Genomic DNA, 15,898 nt, shown 5'->3' on the forward strand with positions numbered 1-15,898 from the left:
CGGCTGTGGTCTTCCGACGACGCGGCCTCACGTGGCTGTCGGCGATGTCCGGCGACCGGCTACTCAAAAGCTAGCAATACTTATAAGGATTGATTATCCTCCCCCCATGGATTTCGGGATGGGTAGGGCGGCCGAGGCGCTCCGGTCGGAGTTGCGGCAGTTGGTAACCGATCATCTGCCCGCCGGTTTTCTCGGAGCGTTCACCGACGATCCGGACGATCTGGCCACCGCCCAGCGGTTCTGTGGCGTCCTGGCCGACCGCGGGCTGCTCTGCCCGGCTTGGCCGTCGGAGTTGGGCGGCCGCGGGGCGTCGGTCTGGGAGCAGACCGTGGTGCGCGAGGAGATGTGGGCTCATCACGAACCGCGGGGCGCGCAGTACATGGGCGTCAACTGGGTCGGTCCCACGATCATGCGGCACGGCACCCCGGCCCAGCAGGGCGAACACCTCCCGCCGATCGCCAGCGGCGAGGTCATCTGGTGCCAGGGCTTCAGCGAGCCGGACGCCGGTTCCGACCTGGCGTCGCTCCGGATGGAGGCCAGAGCCGACGGCGACGGCTGGCGTCTGCGGGGCCAGAAGATCTGGACGTCCTACGCGACGATGGCCCAGTGGTGCTTCCTGCTGGCCCGCACGTCCCGCGGTGAGAAGCGCCAGCAGGGCCTGACCGTCTTCCTGACCCCGATGACGACCACCGGCATCGAGGTGCGACCGATCCGCAGCCTGATGGGCCCGCACCACCTCAACGAGGTCTTCTTCGACGACGTCCGGGTCGGGCCGGAGAACGTGCTCGGCGAGGTCGGCGACGGCTGGCGGATAGTCCAGGAGGTGCTGGCGTTCGAGCGGGTCGGCATCGCCCGGTATGCGCGGTGCGAGCGGCTGCTGCAGGAGGCGCCGCTGGTGCTGGGTCCGGCCTGGGACGCGTTGCCGGCCGACCTCCAGGCCCGGTGGGCCCGGATGCTCGTGCACTGCCGCCGGGCGCGGCTGCTCGCGTACCAGGTCGTCTCGGGCCAGGACTCGGGGCGGGTGAAGCCGGTCGACTCCGCGGCCTACCGGATCGCGGTGACCCGGCTCGATCAGGAGAGCGCGGAGGTGCTCCGGGAGATCAGCGCGTCCGCGCCGGCGACCGACGAGGGGCGCTGGTTCGCCGTCGAGGTCGAGGACCACTGGCGCTACTCGCAGGCGTCCACGGTCGCCTCCGGGAGCGTCGAGATCCAGCGCGTGCTGCTGGCCCGGGCCCTGCTGGCGGCCTCGTGAACCTCGAGCTGACCGCGGAGGCGGTCGCGTTCGGCCGCGATGCCCGACAGGCCTTCGGAGCCGCCGGCGGCGATGCGCTGATCCAGGCGGCCGAGGCGGACCCGGCGGGCCGCGAGGCGCTGGTCGAGCCGGTGCTCAAGGAGCTCGGCGCCTGGGAGCTCGCGCCCCGCGCCGACGCCGACGAGCTGGAAGCCGCGGCCGTGCTCTGCCGGAGCGCGGGCTACTGGGGGCTGCCCTACCCGGTGGCCGAACGTCTGGCCCGGCCGACCGACCTCGACGTCGACGGTCTCCTGGTGGTGGCCGACGCGTCACCGAGGGGCGCGGTCTCGGACCTGGAGCTCCGGTGGGCCGCGGTCACGCTGGACGGTGACCGCAGCCTGGCCTGGGCCCGTCCGGCCGCAGCGTCGCCGCGCACCTCGGCGTTCGTCTGCGGGCTCGACCTGCGTCCGGTCGACGACGGACGAGTGGCCGACGTCGCCCTCGCGCTGATCTTGCCCTGCTGGACGCTGCTCGGAATGCTCGATCGGGCCCTCGATCTGGCCCGCGAACACGTCCTGGTCCGGACCCAGTTCGGGCGCCCGCTGGCCGACTTCCAAGGCGTCCAGTTCCCGCTGACCGACGCCGAGGTCGAGCGCAGCGGGCTGGACGTCCTGGCGCGATACGCGCTCTGGAGTGCGCAGAACGGTGGGTCCGAGGCGCTGGTGGACGCGGTCGCGCTGCGGGTCGCCGCGATCGAGGCGGCCGAGCTCGTGTTCCGGGTCGCGCACCAGGTGCACGGCGCGATCGGCTTCTGCGACGAGGTGCCGCTGTCCTGGCTCTCGCGCTACAGCCGCCCGCTGCGCGAGCTGCCGTACGGGGCGTGCGGGTCGCGCGACCGGCTGGCGCGCCTGGCCGCGCGGGACGGCTTCGCCGGGCTGTTCGGATGAAGCCGTACGACTTACCCCGGGGGCTCACCGTCGAGATCGACGGTCCGGTGCGGACCGTGGTGCTCGACCGGCCGGACGCGCTCAACGCGGTGGACGCCGACCTGCACCGAGCCCTGGCCGTGGTGTGGGCGCAGCTGGCCGCCGACCCGGACGCCCGGGTCGTCGTGCTCACCGGGGCCGGGACCGCGTTCTCGGCCGGGGGAGACCTGGACTGGATCACGTCGTTCCTCGACGACCCGGTCGCCCGCGACGACAGCCTGCGCGAAGGCGCCCAGATCATCGACGAGCTGCTGCGGTTCCCGCTGCCGGTCGTCGCCGCGGTCAACGGGCCCGCGGTCGGCCTCGGGTGCAGCCTGGCCGTGCTCTGCGACATCCTGCTGATCTCCGAGACCGCGTTCCTGGCCGACCCGCACGTCAGCGTCGGGCTGGTCGCCGGAGACGGCGGCGCCGCGTTCTGGCCCCTGCTGACGCCGATCCTGCGATCGAGGGAGTACCTGTTCACCGGGCGCCGGATCCCGGCCGCGGTGGCCGTCGAACTGGGGCTGGCGACGCGGACCGTGCCGCCCGCCAACCTGGCCTCGGAGGCGCGTCGCTGCGCCGAGCAGCTTGCCGACCTGCCCCTGGAGGCGCTGCGCGGGACGAAGCGCGTCGTGAACATGTACCTGGCGCAGGCACTGAGTGGCGCCGTGCAGGCCGGGTTCGCGGCCGAGGCGGAGACCATGCGCTCGGCCGGCCACCGCGAACGGCTGCTCGCCCTGCGCACGAAGGCGGGCGGCGCATGAACTGGCCGTCCGAACAGGCGGAGTTCCGAGACGCGGTGCGCGGCTGGTGTTCGGCGCACGTGCCCGCGGACTGGCGGTCCGCGCAGACCGGCGTGCCCGACGAGGAGTTCGTGCGGTTCCAGCAGGACTGGTTCGGGGAGCTGCGGCGGGCCGGGCTCGCGGTGCCGCACTGGCCGGCCGAGTGGGGTGGCGGGCTGTCGGTTGCCCAGCAGGTCGTGCTCTACCAGGAGCTCGCGGCCGCGGACGCACCCCGGCTGGTGCTGGCGTTCGTCGCGATCCACCACGCGGCCGCGACGCTGCTGGCCGCGGGCACGTCCGAGCAGCGGGAACGGCACCTGCCGGCGATCCTCGACGGCGAGATCTGGGTGCAGGGCTTCTCCGAGCCGGGCGCGGGCTCCGATCTGGCGTCGCTGCGCACGTCGGCCCGTCGCGACGGAGATCACTACGTCATCGACGGTCAGAAGCTCTGGGCCAGCGGCGCCGCCCACGCCGACTGGTGCCTGCTGCTGGCCCGCACCGATCCGGCCGCCCCGAAGCGTCGCGGGATCTCGTACTTCCTGCTCGACATGCGCAGCCCCGGCATCGACGTCCGCCCGATCCGGCAGGCCACCGGGGAGTCCCACTTCTGCGAGCTGTTCCTGGACGACGTCGCCGTGCCGGCCGCGAATCTGATCGGGGCCGAGAACGACGGCTGGCGGGTGGCCGGTGCGACGCTCGGGGCCGAGCGCGGTACGACGATGCTGGAGCTGGCCGAGCGGCTGGGCAACGCCGGGTTCCGGTGGCTGGTCGAGGCCTGCCGTCCGCTCGACGATCCGGTGGTGGCCGACCGGCTGGCCCAGTTCGAGACCGAGATCGAGGGGCTGCGGGGGCTCTGCCGATCCGTCGTCGAGGGCTCGCCGGGGCCGGCCGACGCGTCGGTGGTGAAGCTGGTCTACAGCGAGTTGCTACAGCGGCTGATGGACTTCGGCACCGAGGTCGGCGGTCTCGCGACCCACACCGTGCTGCGGAAACCGGCGTCCAGCGGGTGGGAGTCCGGGGCCTGGGCGCTGGACTTCCTGGGCTCGTGGGAGTGGACGATTCCCGGCGGGACCAGCGAGATCCAGCGCACGATCGTCGCCGAGCGCGGGCTGGGGTTGCCCCGTGGGTGAGCTGGCGGAGTTCCACGACGAGTTGCGAGCGGTGGCGCGGGAGCTGCTCGGTAAGCCGGTCGAGTGGCCGGCACTGGCCGCGGCCGGGTGGTGCGGGCTGGAGGTGCCGTCGCGACTGGACGGTGCCGAGGCCACGTTCGCCGAGGTGGCGGTGGTGCTGGCCGAGCTGGGCCGGGCCGCGGCCGGGACGTCGTACTTCGGGACCGCGGTCCTGGGCGTCGGCGCGCTGCTGGAGCTGGAGCCGTCCGCGGAGCGGGACGAGTTGCTCCGCGGGGTGGCCCAGGGCACCCGCCTCGCGGTGGGGGACGGGTTCCGGCTGGAGGGCTCGCGGGTGTCCGGGCGGGCCGAGTTCGTGGCCGACGCCACCGAGGCCGACCACCTGCTGCTGGTAGTCGGCGATCAGGTGGTCGTACCGGCTCCGGGTGCCAGGGTCGAGCCGCAACCGACTCTGGACGCGACCCGACGGTTCGGCGTCGTCGACGTGGACGGCGTTCCCGCTGTTTGGGTGGGGCGCTTCGCGGCCGACGGGGCTGTGCAGCGGCTGCGCGACCGGGCCGCCACCGCGCTGGCCTGTGACAGTCTCGGACTCGCCGAGGCGATGCTGGACGCGACCGTCGCCTACGTCGGTACCCGCGAGCAGTTCGGCGTCCCGGTCGGCTCGTTCCAGGCGGTCAAGCACGCCTGCGCCGACATGCTGGTCCGCGTCGTGATCTCACGCACGCTGGTCGCCGCCGCGACCCGCGACGATGCCGGCTGGGTGGCCGCGGCCCGCGCGAAGTCCTACGTCACCGCGGCCGCCGTCGACGTCGTCGGCAAGGCAATGCAACTGCACGGCGGCATCGGCTACACCTGGGAGAGCGGCCTCCACACGTACCTGAAACGGGCGACGCTGAACCGCGCGCTGTTCGGCTCACCGGCGGCCCATCGTCGCCGCCTGGCCCAGCGGTACCGGTGACCACAGTATGGGCGTACTACGTCTACGCCGCGTACCCGTCCGCGCTGCTGGCGCTGACGCTGGATCTGGGCCGCCTCGCGCGCCGGCCCGAGGTCATGCGTCGTGCGGTGCGCAACTACGTCCGCCCGGTGGCCGCGCTCCGACTTCCACGCCGACATGGTCTCGGTCGTCCTGAACGGACTGGGCGCCGGCGCGGACCCGTCAATGTACCGTTAGACAGTTCTCAATTCATCTATGCTGAGCGGCATGGCCTTGCCCGTCTCGGCTGCCCGCTACGCGGGCGCCCGGGTTCCCCGCGTCGAAGACCTGCGTCTGCTCACCGGCCGCGGCACGTTCGTGGACGACGTCGTGCGGCCGGGCATGCTCCACGTCCACTTCGTCCGCAGCCCGATGGCCCGGGCCCGGATCCTCTCGATCGACGCCTCCGAGGCGCTCGCGCTCGACGGCGTCCACGCGGTGTTCACGGCCGAGGACCTCAACCCCGGCGTGCACGAGCACTGGTACTCGCTGATCGGCCAGGACGTTCCGGACACCCCGCGCCCGCCCCTGGCCCAGGACGAGGTCCGGTTCGTGGGCGATCCGGTGGCGCTCGTCGTCGCCGAGGACCGGTATGTCGCCGAGGACGCGGCCGAGCTCGTCGTCGTCGACCTCGAGCCGCTGGCGCCGGTCGTCGACTACGCGACCGCCACCGCGACGGACGAACGGGTGCACGAGGCGTACCCGGACAACGTCGTCGGCGAGCTCGGCGGCCGGCCGGTCGAGCAGATCGACGAGATCTTCGCGGCCGCCCCGCACGTCGTGCGGGAGACGATCTACCAGCAGGCCTACTCGGCGGTTCCGCTGGAGACCCGCGGGCTGGTCGCCGAGTACTCCGGCCCCACCCGCGAGATGACGATCTGGGCCTCGACCCAGGTGCCGCACGAGATGCGGTTGTTCACGTCCCGGCTGCTCGGGCTGCCCGAGCACCACGTCCGCGTCGTCATGAAGGACACCGGCGGCGGCTTCGGGCAGAAGGCGATGCCGCAGCGCGAGGACATGTGCGTGATGCTGGCCGCGACCAAGGTGCCGGCCGCGCTGAAGTGGATCGAGGACCGGCAGGAGAACCTGATGTCGGCCGGCCAGGGCCGGCACGAGCACGGGACGGCGCGGCTCGCGTTCGACGACGACGGCCGGATCCTGGCCGCCGCGATCGACCACGTCCAGGACGCCGGCGCGTACCCGGTGCCCTGGCCGGTGCAGACGGCGATGGTCGTCGGCCTGCTCTTCCCCGGGCCGTACCGGGTCCCGGACGCGACGTTCAGCTGCCGGTCGGTGTTCTCCAACACGACCGCGCGGACGGCCTACCGCGGCCCCTGGCAGTTCGAGTCGCTGGCCCGGGAGGTGCTGCTCGACATCGCGGCCCGGCAACTGGACGTCGATCCGATCGAGTTACGCCGGAAGAACCTGCTCCGGGCCGACGAGATGCCGGTAGCCAACCCCTGCGGCATGCCGTACAGCGACGTCACGCCGCTGGAGACGTTCGAGCACGCGATCGCGCTACTGGACTACGAGGCGTTCCGCACGGAGCAGGAGCAGGCCCGCAAGTCCGGCCGCTACCTCGGCGTCGGCACCAGCTCCTACATCGAGCCGACGACGAGCGGCATGGGCTTCCTCGGCACCGAGGGCGCAACGATCCGGGTCGAGCCGACCGGCAAGGTCAACGTCTACGTCGCCGGCGGATCGACCGGTAACAGCCTGGAGACGACCGTCGTGCAGCTCACCGCCGACGCGCTGGGCGTCGACATCAGGGACGTCGGCACGATCCAGGGCGACACCGCGGTGACGCCGTTCGGCGGAGGCACCGGCGGCAGCCGGTCGGGGTCGATGATCGCCGGCGCGGTCGCGCGGACGGCCGAGGGCCTGCGGGAGCGGATCGCGACGATCGCCGCGCACCAGCTCGAGGCGAACGTCGACGACATCGAGCTGGCCGGAGGCCGGGCCGGGGTGCGGGGCGCGCCGGACACGGCCGTGACGCTGGCGGAGATCGCCACGATCGCGTACTTCGACACGAACAAGCTGCCGCCCGGCGTGCCGCCCGGGCTGGAGGCCAGCGGCCGGTACCGCGGCCAGGCCCCGATGATCTGGGCCAACGCCACCCACGTCTGCACCTGCGAGGTCGACGTGGTGACCGGTGCGGTGACGCTGCTGCGGTACATCGTGAGCGAGGACTGCGGGCCGATGATCAACCCGAACGTCGTCGAGGGACAGATCGCGGGTGGAACCGTGCAGGGCATCGGGGGCGCGCTCTACGAGCACTCGGCCTACGACGACGCGGGCAACCCGATCGCGACGACGTTCCTGGACTACCTGCTGCCGACCAGCACCGAGGTGCCGACGATCGAGTACGGGCACGTCGAGACGCCGGGCCCGGGGGAGGGCGGCTACAAGGGCGTCGGCGAGGGCGGCGCGATCGGGGCACCACCGGCCGTCGTGAACGCGGTGGCCGACGCACTCGCGCCGCTCGGCGTCCGCATCGCCCGGACGCCGCTGAGCCCGGCGTCGATCGTCGCCCTGATCGAGGAGGCCGGAACGTGAAGGCCGCCGCGTTCGAGTACCACGCGCCGGACACCGTGGACGAAGTCGTCCGGCTTCTCTCCGACCTGGGCGACGACGCGAAGGTCATCGCCGGCGGTCAGAGCCTGGTGCCGATGCTGGCGTTCCGGCTGGCCGTCGTCGAGCACCTCGTCGACCTGCGGAAGCTCACCGCGCTGCGCGGGGTGCGGGAGGTCGGAGACTCCGTGTGGGTCGGCGCCGGGACCACGCAGGCGACGATCCTGCGGTCGTCCGGACTGGCGTCCGCGGTGCCGCTGCTGACCCGGGCCACCCCGCTGATCGGCCATCACGCGATCCGCAACCGCGGGACGCTGGGTGGCTCGCTGGCGCACGCCGACGCAGCCGCCGAGTACCCGGCGGTGGCGGTCGCACTGGGCGCCTTCATCGAGACGACGCGGCGGGTCGTGCCCGCGACCGACTTCTTCACCGGCCTGTGGACCACGGCCCTGGAGCCGGACGAGCTGATCACCGGGGTGACGTTTCCCCGGCGGGGGCCGCGCTCAGGGTTCGCGATCGAGGAGTTCGCCCGGCGCGCGGGCGACTTCGCGCTGGCCGGCGCCGCCGTCGCGATCGAGCTGGACGAGGACGGCCGGATCGCCGGCGGGGGTATCGGGTTGTTCGGGCTCGCGCCCGTGCCACAGCGGGTGCCGTTGGCGATCGGGGACGACCCGGCCGGGCTCGACGCTTCCGCGATCGGGCGCGCCGCGGTCGACCAGCTGCCCTCGATCCGTGCCGACCAGCACGGATCGTCGGGGTACCGCCGCCGGGTCGGCGTCGAGATGGTCGTTCGGGCCTGGACCCGCGCGCTCCGGGAGGCGACGGCGCATGACTGACGTCAGCATTCGGGTTTCGGTGAACGGCATCGCGCGGCGGGCCACCGTGCCGGCGCGGCTCACGCTCGCCGACTTCCTCCGGGTGAACTGTGGCCTGACCGGCACGCACCTGGGGTGCGAGCACGGCGTCTGCGGCGCCTGCACGATCCTGGTCGACGGTGACGCGGTCCGCGCCTGCCTGATGTTCGCGGTGCAGGCCGACGGCGCCGAGGTGACGACGATCGAGGGGATCGGCGAGCCGGACGGCACGCTGTCGCCGGTGCAGGCCGCGTTCCGGGATCACCACGGCCTGCAATGCGGCTTCTGTACGCCCGGCTTCGTCATCTCGGCCACCGCGCTGCTCCGGGAGAACCCCTCGCCGAGCGAGCACGAGATCCGGGACGCGCTGTCGGGGAATCTGTGCCGCTGCACCGGCTACCAGGGAATCCTCGCCGCCGTGCGGGCCGCCGCGTCGGAGTCGTGACCCGCGTCGCCGAGAACTACGTGCTGATCGCGTGCTCCGGGCAGCTGCCTACCGCCGACTTCACCGCGGCCTCGAGCTCCGGCGGGACGCCGCCGGGGGCGGCGACCGCGTAGCCGTCGTCGGTGAGCGTGAACACCTCCGGGCAGATCGTCCAGCAGATCCCGTGGCCCCGGCAGGCCTCGTCGTCGACGTGCGCTTTCACGAATCGAACTCCAGGTTCAGGTGGGTGAGGCCGCGCAGGATGAACGTCGGCAGGTAGGAGTACCGGCGGGCGCCGGCCGGGCCGTGGACCGCCTCGGAGATGCGGATGTCCGACGTGCGGTCCAACAGCCGCTCCAGGCAGGCCCGCGCCTCGGCCCGGGCCAGCGGGGCTCCCGGGCAGGTGTGGATCCCGCGCCCGAACGCCATGTGGTGGCGGGCGTTCGTCCGGTCGAGGTCGAACGTCTCCGGGTCGTCGAAGTGCCGCGGGTCGCGGTTCGCGGCCGCGTTCACGACCATCACGGTCGTGCCGGCCGGGATGTCGACGCCACCGACCGTGGTCGCGGTCCGGGAGACCCGGAAGTCGCCTTTCACCGGGCTCTCGAACCGCAGGGTCTCCTCGATGAACTGCGGGATCCGATCGCGCTCCCGCCGCAGCAGAGCCTGCAGCGGGGCGTCCTCGGCCAGCCGCTGCACGGCCGCACCCAGCAGCCGCACGGTCGTCTCCTGTCCGGCCGCGAAGACGTTCGCGGCGACCCGGACGACCTCGATCACCTCGGGCTGCGACCCGTCCGGGAACGTCGCCGACGCCATGCCGGTGAGCACGTCGTTCCGGGGGTTCTCCCTACGGCCCGCGATGTACGTGCTGAACTGCGAGTACAGGAACTCCAGCGGCGAGTGCTGCATCGAGTCGCCGCCGGTGCCGCCGATGTTGCCGGCCTGGCCCATGCCCCGGCTGAACTCGGTCTGGTCCTCGGCCGGCACGCCGAGCAGGTCGGAGATGACCAGGAAGCTGAACGGCTGGGCGAACCCGCTGATGAACTCCGCTTTGCCGGCGGCCAGCAACGGCTCGAGCAGCCCGTCGGCGAGACGCCAGATCGCCTCCTCGTTCTCTTTGAGCCGCCGGGGCGTGATCAGCCGCATCAGCAGTGCCCGGTGCTTCGCGTGCGTCGGAAGGTCCATCGTGATGATCTGGTCGCTCATCGGGAGCCCGGACCGGTGCTCCTCGATCAGGTCGCTGACGTCGTCGCCCTCCAGCGGAACCGGGAAGCCCGGGAACGGGCCGGTCACCGACGACGCCGAGGAGAACGTGGTGGTGTCCGAGTAGACCGCCATCGCCTCGTCGTACCCGGTCACCATCATGACGTCGTGGTGGGGCTCGCGGAGCACCGGGCAACGGTCCCGCAGTGATCGGTAGTACGGGTACGGGTCTTCGACCAGTTCGTTCCCGAGGAAGAAGTCGTACTCAGTGGTCACGAGAGGTGTCCAATCGCTGAGCGGCCAGGGCCCGCAGGTCGGCGGATTTGATCTTCGCGCTGCCGGTCAGCGCGATCTCGTCCGAACGGAACAACAGCAGGTGCCGGGGAACCTTGTACGCGGCCAGGTGCTCGCGCAGGTACGCCAGCACCTTCTCGGAGTCCAACGAGGATCCGTCGTGCGGCACGACGCACGCGACGACCACCTCGCCGAGCGTGTCGTGCGGCACGCCGACGGTCTGCGCCACCTTCACGCCGGGGTACGAGACGAGCGCCTCGTCGACCTCGAGCGGGGAGACGTTCGCGCCGCCGGTCTTGATGATGTCGGTGAGGCGCCCGGTCCAGAACACCCGGCCCCCGTCGTCGAGGTGGCCGCCGTCGCCGGTGTGGAAGTAGCCGTCCGGGTCGAGCGTCTCGTCGAGCGGGGTGCCGAGGTAGCCGAGCATCAGCGTCGGCCCCTTGACGCAGATCTCGCCGGGCGCACCCCGGGGCAGCACCTCGCCGGAGAGCGCGTCGACGATCTTGAACGTGTTGCCGGGCAGCGGCTCGCCGCTCGAACCCCCCGCCACCTCGGCAGGAGTGTTCGCCGGGTAGCAGGCGCTCAACGTGAACGTCTCGGTGTTGCCGTAGGCGTGCGACGGTTCGTACCAGGTGCCGGAAACCGTGGGGTGCGCCGCCAGCGCGGTGCGGGCGTCCACGAAACGCAGCGCCGACAGGTCGACCGAATCCCAGTTCGGCGCACCGGCCAGCTGGGCCCACTGGTGCGGCCAGGCCAGCGGGAAGTTCACCTTCTCGGCCTGCATCAGCTCGAGCGCTTCGGCCGCGGCGAACGTCCGCTGGAGGACGATCGCCCCGCCGGCCGCGAACGTCGCCCCGATCGCCATCCCGAAGTTGCCCGACCAGAACAGGCCGTTCGCGGGCCAGCAGCGCGGGAGGTCGTCGGGCGTGAACCCGTACATCCGGGAGAAGCGCCACGACTGGATCGACACCGCCCGGTGCGCGCTGAGCACGCCCTTGGGCTTGCTGGTCGACCCGGACGAGAAGAACACGACCGCGGGATCGCTCGGCTCCACCGCGTCGGCCATCGCCTGCACGGCCGACGGGTCCTCTCGGGACCCCAGCCCGACGAAGTCGTCGTCGACCGAGAACCGGTGCCGCAGATACGGCAGCGAGATCCCGCTCAGGATCTCGGCGAAGTCCCGCTTCGGCGCGAACCGCTCGTACAGCAGCACCGACACGCCGGACTTGGCCAGCAGGTACTCCAGCTCCGACGGCGTCGAGAACGTGCTCAGCGTGACCGCGACCCCACCGGCCATCGTGATGCCGAACACCGACGACACCCACTCCGGCCGGTTCGTCATCAGCACGCCCACGCGGGTGCTCTTGCCGACTCCCAGCGCCCGGCACGCCGCCGCCACCTCGACCGACCGCTCCCACAGGTCGGAGTAGGTCCACCGGGCGGACCCCTGCACGAGCGCCTCGCGCGGCCCGAACCGCGTGCAGACCTCGCGCAGGAGCCCCGGCAGCGTCAATGCTCCGAGGCCGGGTTCCGAGGCCAGCGCGGCCCCCGACGCGATAGCGGCACCCATCAGAACGGCAACTCGACTTCAGCGGTGCACGTCACCAGCGTGCCGCCGTCCTGATTGGTGAGCCGGAGCTTCACCTGGACGATCGGCACGCCCCAGCTCGACGTCGCCTCCTTGCCGACGACCTCGGCGTCGAAGTACGTCACGTCGCCCTCGAACGCCGGCCCGCGGAAGTCGGCCTTCGTGTGCCGCACGAGCCCGTCAGCACCGGCCCAGTAGGCCAGGTAGTCCGTGCACCAGGCGCCCATCGTCGCGCCGTAGCCGTACGCCCGGGCCATCCCGACCGCCCCGGCCTTCTCCTCGTCGATGTGCCCGCGCGACGGACCGACGTACAGCCCGTCCCGCTTGCGCGGGTCGATGCGGGCGCCTTCCTCGTCGAACTCGAAGCCCGCGGTCCAGCCCGGGTCCTGGTTGATCCACGGGTCCTCGACGCCCGGGGGAGCCGTCCACCCGAACGTCCCCCAGATGTTGAACAGGAACGCCCGGTACTCGGTCGTGAACGTCGCGATGCTGTGCGGCCCCAGCACCCGCCGAGGCAGCGTGTCGCCGACGGACACGGCGTCGAAGTGCGGCGACACACCGTCCCGCCCCGACAGCAGCCACTCGTGCCGGAGCTTCTCCACCTCGTCGAGCTCGGTGGAACTCCACTTCTTCACCGGCGCGAGCTGGTCGGCGTACATGCCCCGCTTCTCGGCCTCGGCGGCCAGGTACCGGATCGCGGTCGAACGTTCCCGCGCCACCAGCGCCCCGTGCTGGTTCCGATGAACGGTGTCACCGCGGGAGAACATCGTCGGACCGGCGAACTTCGTCTCGGTCACCTTGTAGTCGTGGAAGCGGCGCTCCTGCAGCAGCGTGTCGCCGGGCCGGATCGGCACCCCGTAGAACCACCACTCCTCGCCACCGAAGATCAGGTGGCTGCCCGGGATGTGGCCGACGCAGGCCGGCTGTGCACCGTGCCCGTAGTCCAGCGCCACCGCCATCGACTGCGGGGCCACCAGGCCCCCGAACTGGTCGGCGTACTCCTGGTCCCAGTGCCGCGGGTTCGGGTAGTCCATCGCCATCACCCAGCGGCGGATGTCCGACGTGCTGCACGGGTCCCACAGTTGCCCGCCGCCGACCGGCTTCCCGACGCGGTGGTCGACGTCCGACAAGTCAAGGTTCATGACGTCCTCACAAGCACTCGACCGCGGATCTTTCCGTCCATGAGCTGCTGCGCGGCGGACACCACGTCCGCCAGCGCGACCTCGTCGGCGATCGCGTCGATCACCGACGCGTCCAGATCGCGGGCCAGTCGCTCCCAAGCGGCCACCCGGCGCGCGCGGGACGCCCGGACGCTGTCGATGCCCAGCAGCGACACCCCGCGCAGGATGAACGGCGCGACCGTGCCGGCGAAGTCCATGCCCTGGGCCAGGCCGCAGGCCGCCACCGCGCCGCCGTAGCGCGTCTGCGCGCAGGCGTTCACCAGCGTCGTGCTGCCGACCGAGTCGACGACGCCGGCCCACCGTTCCTTCTGCAACGGCTTCCCGGGCTCGGACAGCTCCGCGCGGTCGATGACCGCCGTTGCTCCCAGCCCCGTCAAGAATGCTTCTTCGGACGTCGACCCGGTGGACGCCGTGACCGAGAAGCCGGCCCGGGCCAGCAGCGCGATCACCACCGTGCCGACGCCCCCGGTCGCGCCGGTCACCAGCACGTCACCCGAGTCACTGGAGACACCGTGGGCGACCAGCGCGTCCACGCAGAGGGCGGCGGTGTACCCGGCCGTGCCGAGCGCCATGGTCTGGCGGGTCGTCAGGCCGGCGGGCAGCGGGATCAGCCAGTCGCCGTTCACCCGGGCCCGCTGCGCGAGCCCGCCCCAGTGCGTCTCACCGACGCCCCAGCCGTTCAGCACGACGACGTCACCGGGCTGCCAGGACGCGTGCGTGCTCGCCGACACCACCCCGGCGAAGTCGATGCCCGGAACCATCGGGTACGTCCGCACGACCGGCGACGTCCCCAGGATGGCCAGGCCGTCCTTGTAGTTCAGCGTCGAGTACTCGACGTCGACCGTCACGTCGCCGTCCGGCAGGTCGCTGTCGTCGAGCGCCGACACGCCGACGGAGCGCCCGTCGTCGTCCTTCTGGATCACCACGGCGGAGAACACGAGGTCGGCATTCCTCTCTAGGAAACTGAGACAGAAAGTATGGAACCGTAGTCCAAACTGCAAGGCTTTCCGTAGGCTTCTATCCAGTGAATCCTTACAAGGATTGTGATATCAAGTCCCTGTGTCAGCACGGACGCTGGACAACGACGAGGTTGCCGGGAGTCGTCAGATGTCGCTGCAGGCCCGCCACACCCCCACCGCCCCGATCGGCCTGGCCGGGGGCTGGAGTCTCGACCGGCTCACCCCGCCCAGCCGGCTGTTCGGCGCCAACGGATTACGCACCGGCCCCGACGGCCGGATCTACATCGCCCAGGTCTCCGGCAGCACGATCAGCGCGCTGGACGTCGAGACCGGCGAACTCGAGACGGTCAGCGCCAAGGGCAGCGCGATCGTCGGCCCGGACGACATCGCGTTCGACGCCGACGGCAACCTCTACGCCACCGAGTACTACCAGGGCCGGGTCACGGTCCTCGATACCCGGGGAAACACCCGCGTCCTGCGTGACGACCTCCCGGGCGCCAACGGGATCACGTTCCACCAGGGACGCCTGTTCGTGAACGAGTGCCGCATCGGCGGTCGCCTGCTCGAGCTGAACACCGCGGGCGAGATCGTCGGCGTCCTCCTCGACGGCCTGATGATGCCCAACGCGATGGAGGTGGGCCCGGACGGCCTGCTCTACTACCCGCTGCTCGGCACCAACGAGATCTGGCGCATCCACCCCGACGGTGGCGAGCCCGAGCGCGTCGCCGCCGACCTGGGCGGCCCGGACGCGGTGAAGTTCGACCCGCAGGGAAACGTCGTCTCCACCCAGTGCGGCACCGGTGACGTGCTCCGGATCGACCCGCGCACCGGTGAGAAGACCGTGCTGGCCACCGTCGGCCCCGGCCTCGACAACCTGACGTTCGTCGGCGACCGGCTGTTCGTCTCCCGCTTCACCGGCGCGATCGTCGAGATCCTCCCCGACGGCACCACCCGGGACGCACTCCCGGCCGGTCTGAACGGCCCGCTCGACGTGGCCGCGAGCTCCGACGGCCGGCTCTACGTCGCCGACGGCGCGTTCTTCTACGGGCTCACGCCGGGTCGCGCACCCGAGGTCGTCGCGATGCTGTTCACCCCCGGCTACCCCGGTTACGTCCGCGGGGTCACCTCACCGGCCGCGGGTGAGTTCCGGGTGACGACCTCGACCGGCCAGGTCTCCCGCTACCGCCCGGCCGACCAGTTCAGCGAGGTGCTGGCCGAGGGCTTCGATCAGCTCTACGGCATCGACGTCGCCCCCGACGGGTCGGTCGCGGTCGCCGACCTGGGCGCCGGCCGTGTGCTCGCGGTGCGCACCACCGGCGTCGAGGAACTGGCTTCCGGGCTCGACCGGCCGCTCGGCGTCGCGTTCGGGCCGGACGGCACGCTCTACGTCTCCGAGTCCGGGGCCGGCCGGATCGTGACGGTGGGACCGGCCGGCGTCGACACGGTCGCCGACGGGTTCGAGCAGCCGCACGGCGTCCTCGTGCGCGACGGTCAGCTGCTCGTCGTCGACGCCGGAGCGAAGGAGCTCGTCGGCGTCGACCTGGGTAGTAAGGCGCGGCAGACGATCGTGGCGAACCTGCCGGTCGGCGTGCCGCCCGGCGTGACGCCGAAGCCGCTCGTCGGGATCGCGCCGTTCTCCGGGCCGGAAGGCCCGTTCGCCGGGATCACCGCCGGTCCCGACGGCGCGCTGTACCTGTCCGCGGACGCCGACGGCAGCGTCCTCGTCCTCCGTCCCGGGAGCTGAGC

The 15,898-nt window shown here is 71.9% G+C and carries 14 protein-coding genes; 9 read left to right on the forward strand and 5 right to left on the reverse strand.

Annotated features, from left to right (window positions below; translation table 11 throughout):
- Positions 1–106: 106 nt before the first annotated feature.
- The 8 genes from FL583_RS18955 (at position 107) to FL583_RS18990 (ending at position 8,951) form a co-directional block, all read left to right on the forward strand.
- Positions 107–1,252 carry an acyl-CoA dehydrogenase family protein gene (locus FL583_RS18955; protein ID WP_142706021.1) on the forward strand — a complete coding sequence of 382 codons (1,146 nt, stop codon included), beginning with the start codon at positions 107–109 and terminating at the stop codon, positions 1,250–1,252.
- Entirely contained in the window at positions 1,249–2,178 is a 930-nt protein-coding gene (locus FL583_RS18960) for an acyl-CoA dehydrogenase family protein (RefSeq protein WP_142706022.1), read from the forward strand. The genes FL583_RS18955 and FL583_RS18960 overlap by 4 nt, the downstream gene beginning before the upstream one ends.
- On the forward strand, positions 2,175–2,960 hold the full coding sequence (locus FL583_RS18965) for an enoyl-CoA hydratase/isomerase family protein (protein ID WP_142706023.1): 786 nt from the start codon (positions 2,175–2,177) through the stop codon (positions 2,958–2,960). Before FL583_RS18960 ends, FL583_RS18965 begins: the two co-directional genes overlap by 4 nt.
- A complete protein-coding gene (locus FL583_RS18970) occupies positions 2,957–4,108 on the forward strand; it encodes an acyl-CoA dehydrogenase family protein (protein WP_142706024.1) in 1,152 nt (383 codons plus the stop codon). Before FL583_RS18965 ends, FL583_RS18970 begins: the two co-directional genes overlap by 4 nt.
- A complete protein-coding gene (locus FL583_RS18975) occupies positions 4,101–5,063 on the forward strand; it encodes an acyl-CoA dehydrogenase family protein (RefSeq protein ID WP_142706025.1) in 963 nt (320 codons plus the stop codon). The genes FL583_RS18970 and FL583_RS18975 overlap by 8 nt, the downstream gene beginning before the upstream one ends.
- A 246-nt stretch (positions 5,064–5,309) precedes the next feature.
- Positions 5,310–7,637, forward strand: a complete 2,328-nt coding sequence (locus tag FL583_RS18980; protein ID WP_205752264.1) for a xanthine dehydrogenase family protein molybdopterin-binding subunit — start codon at positions 5,310–5,312, stop codon at positions 7,635–7,637.
- Positions 7,634–8,488 carry an FAD binding domain-containing protein gene (locus FL583_RS18985; RefSeq protein ID WP_142706027.1) on the forward strand — a complete coding sequence of 285 codons (855 nt, stop codon included), beginning with the start codon at positions 7,634–7,636 and terminating at the stop codon, positions 8,486–8,488. Before FL583_RS18980 ends, FL583_RS18985 begins: the two co-directional genes overlap by 4 nt.
- Positions 8,481–8,951, forward strand: coding sequence for a (2Fe-2S)-binding protein (locus FL583_RS18990; protein WP_142706028.1), 471 nt, complete (start codon positions 8,481–8,483; stop codon positions 8,949–8,951). Before FL583_RS18985 ends, FL583_RS18990 begins: the two co-directional genes overlap by 8 nt.
- Before the next feature lie 16 nt (positions 8,952–8,967).
- On the opposite strand, the gene FL583_RS18995 is transcribed toward FL583_RS18990, so the two are convergent.
- Genes FL583_RS18995 through acuI form a run of 5 tightly spaced genes read right to left on the reverse strand, consistent with a single transcriptional unit; the run spans position 8,968 to position 14,131 of the window.
- The gene (locus FL583_RS18995) at positions 8,968–9,153 is read right to left on the reverse strand and encodes a ferredoxin (RefSeq protein ID WP_142706029.1); all 186 of its coding nucleotides are present in this window, start codon (positions 9,151–9,153) and stop codon (positions 8,968–8,970) included.
- The gene (locus tag FL583_RS19000) at positions 9,150–10,406 is read right to left on the reverse strand and encodes a cytochrome P450 (protein ID WP_142706030.1); all 1,257 of its coding nucleotides are present in this window, start codon (positions 10,404–10,406) and stop codon (positions 9,150–9,152) included. Before FL583_RS19000 ends, FL583_RS18995 begins: the two co-directional genes overlap by 4 nt.
- Positions 10,396–11,994 carry a class I adenylate-forming enzyme family protein gene (locus FL583_RS19005; protein ID WP_170323740.1) on the reverse strand — a complete coding sequence of 533 codons (1,599 nt, stop codon included), beginning with the start codon at positions 11,992–11,994 and terminating at the stop codon, positions 10,396–10,398. The genes FL583_RS19000 and FL583_RS19005 overlap by 11 nt, the downstream gene beginning before the upstream one ends.
- The gene (locus tag FL583_RS19010) at positions 11,994–13,154 is read right to left on the reverse strand and encodes an FAS1-like dehydratase domain-containing protein (protein WP_142706032.1); all 1,161 of its coding nucleotides are present in this window, start codon (positions 13,152–13,154) and stop codon (positions 11,994–11,996) included. The genes FL583_RS19005 and FL583_RS19010 overlap by 1 nt, the downstream gene beginning before the upstream one ends.
- On the reverse strand, positions 13,151–14,131 hold the full coding sequence (acuI, locus tag FL583_RS19015) for an acrylyl-CoA reductase (NADPH) (RefSeq protein WP_142706033.1): 981 nt from the start codon (positions 14,129–14,131) through the stop codon (positions 13,151–13,153). The genes FL583_RS19010 and acuI overlap by 4 nt, the downstream gene beginning before the upstream one ends.
- A 169-nt stretch (positions 14,132–14,300) precedes the next feature.
- On the opposite strand from acuI, the gene FL583_RS19020 reads away from it, so the two are divergent.
- Positions 14,301–15,896 carry an SMP-30/gluconolactonase/LRE family protein gene (locus tag FL583_RS19020; protein ID WP_142706193.1) on the forward strand — a complete coding sequence of 532 codons (1,596 nt, stop codon included), beginning with the start codon at positions 14,301–14,303 and terminating at the stop codon, positions 15,894–15,896.
- Positions 15,897–15,898 lie beyond the last annotated feature (2 nt).

Origin of the sequence: Cryptosporangium phraense, assembly GCF_006912135.1 — a bacterium.
In the GTDB taxonomy this organism is placed as follows: domain Bacteria; phylum Actinomycetota; class Actinomycetes; order Mycobacteriales; family Cryptosporangiaceae; genus Cryptosporangium; species Cryptosporangium phraense.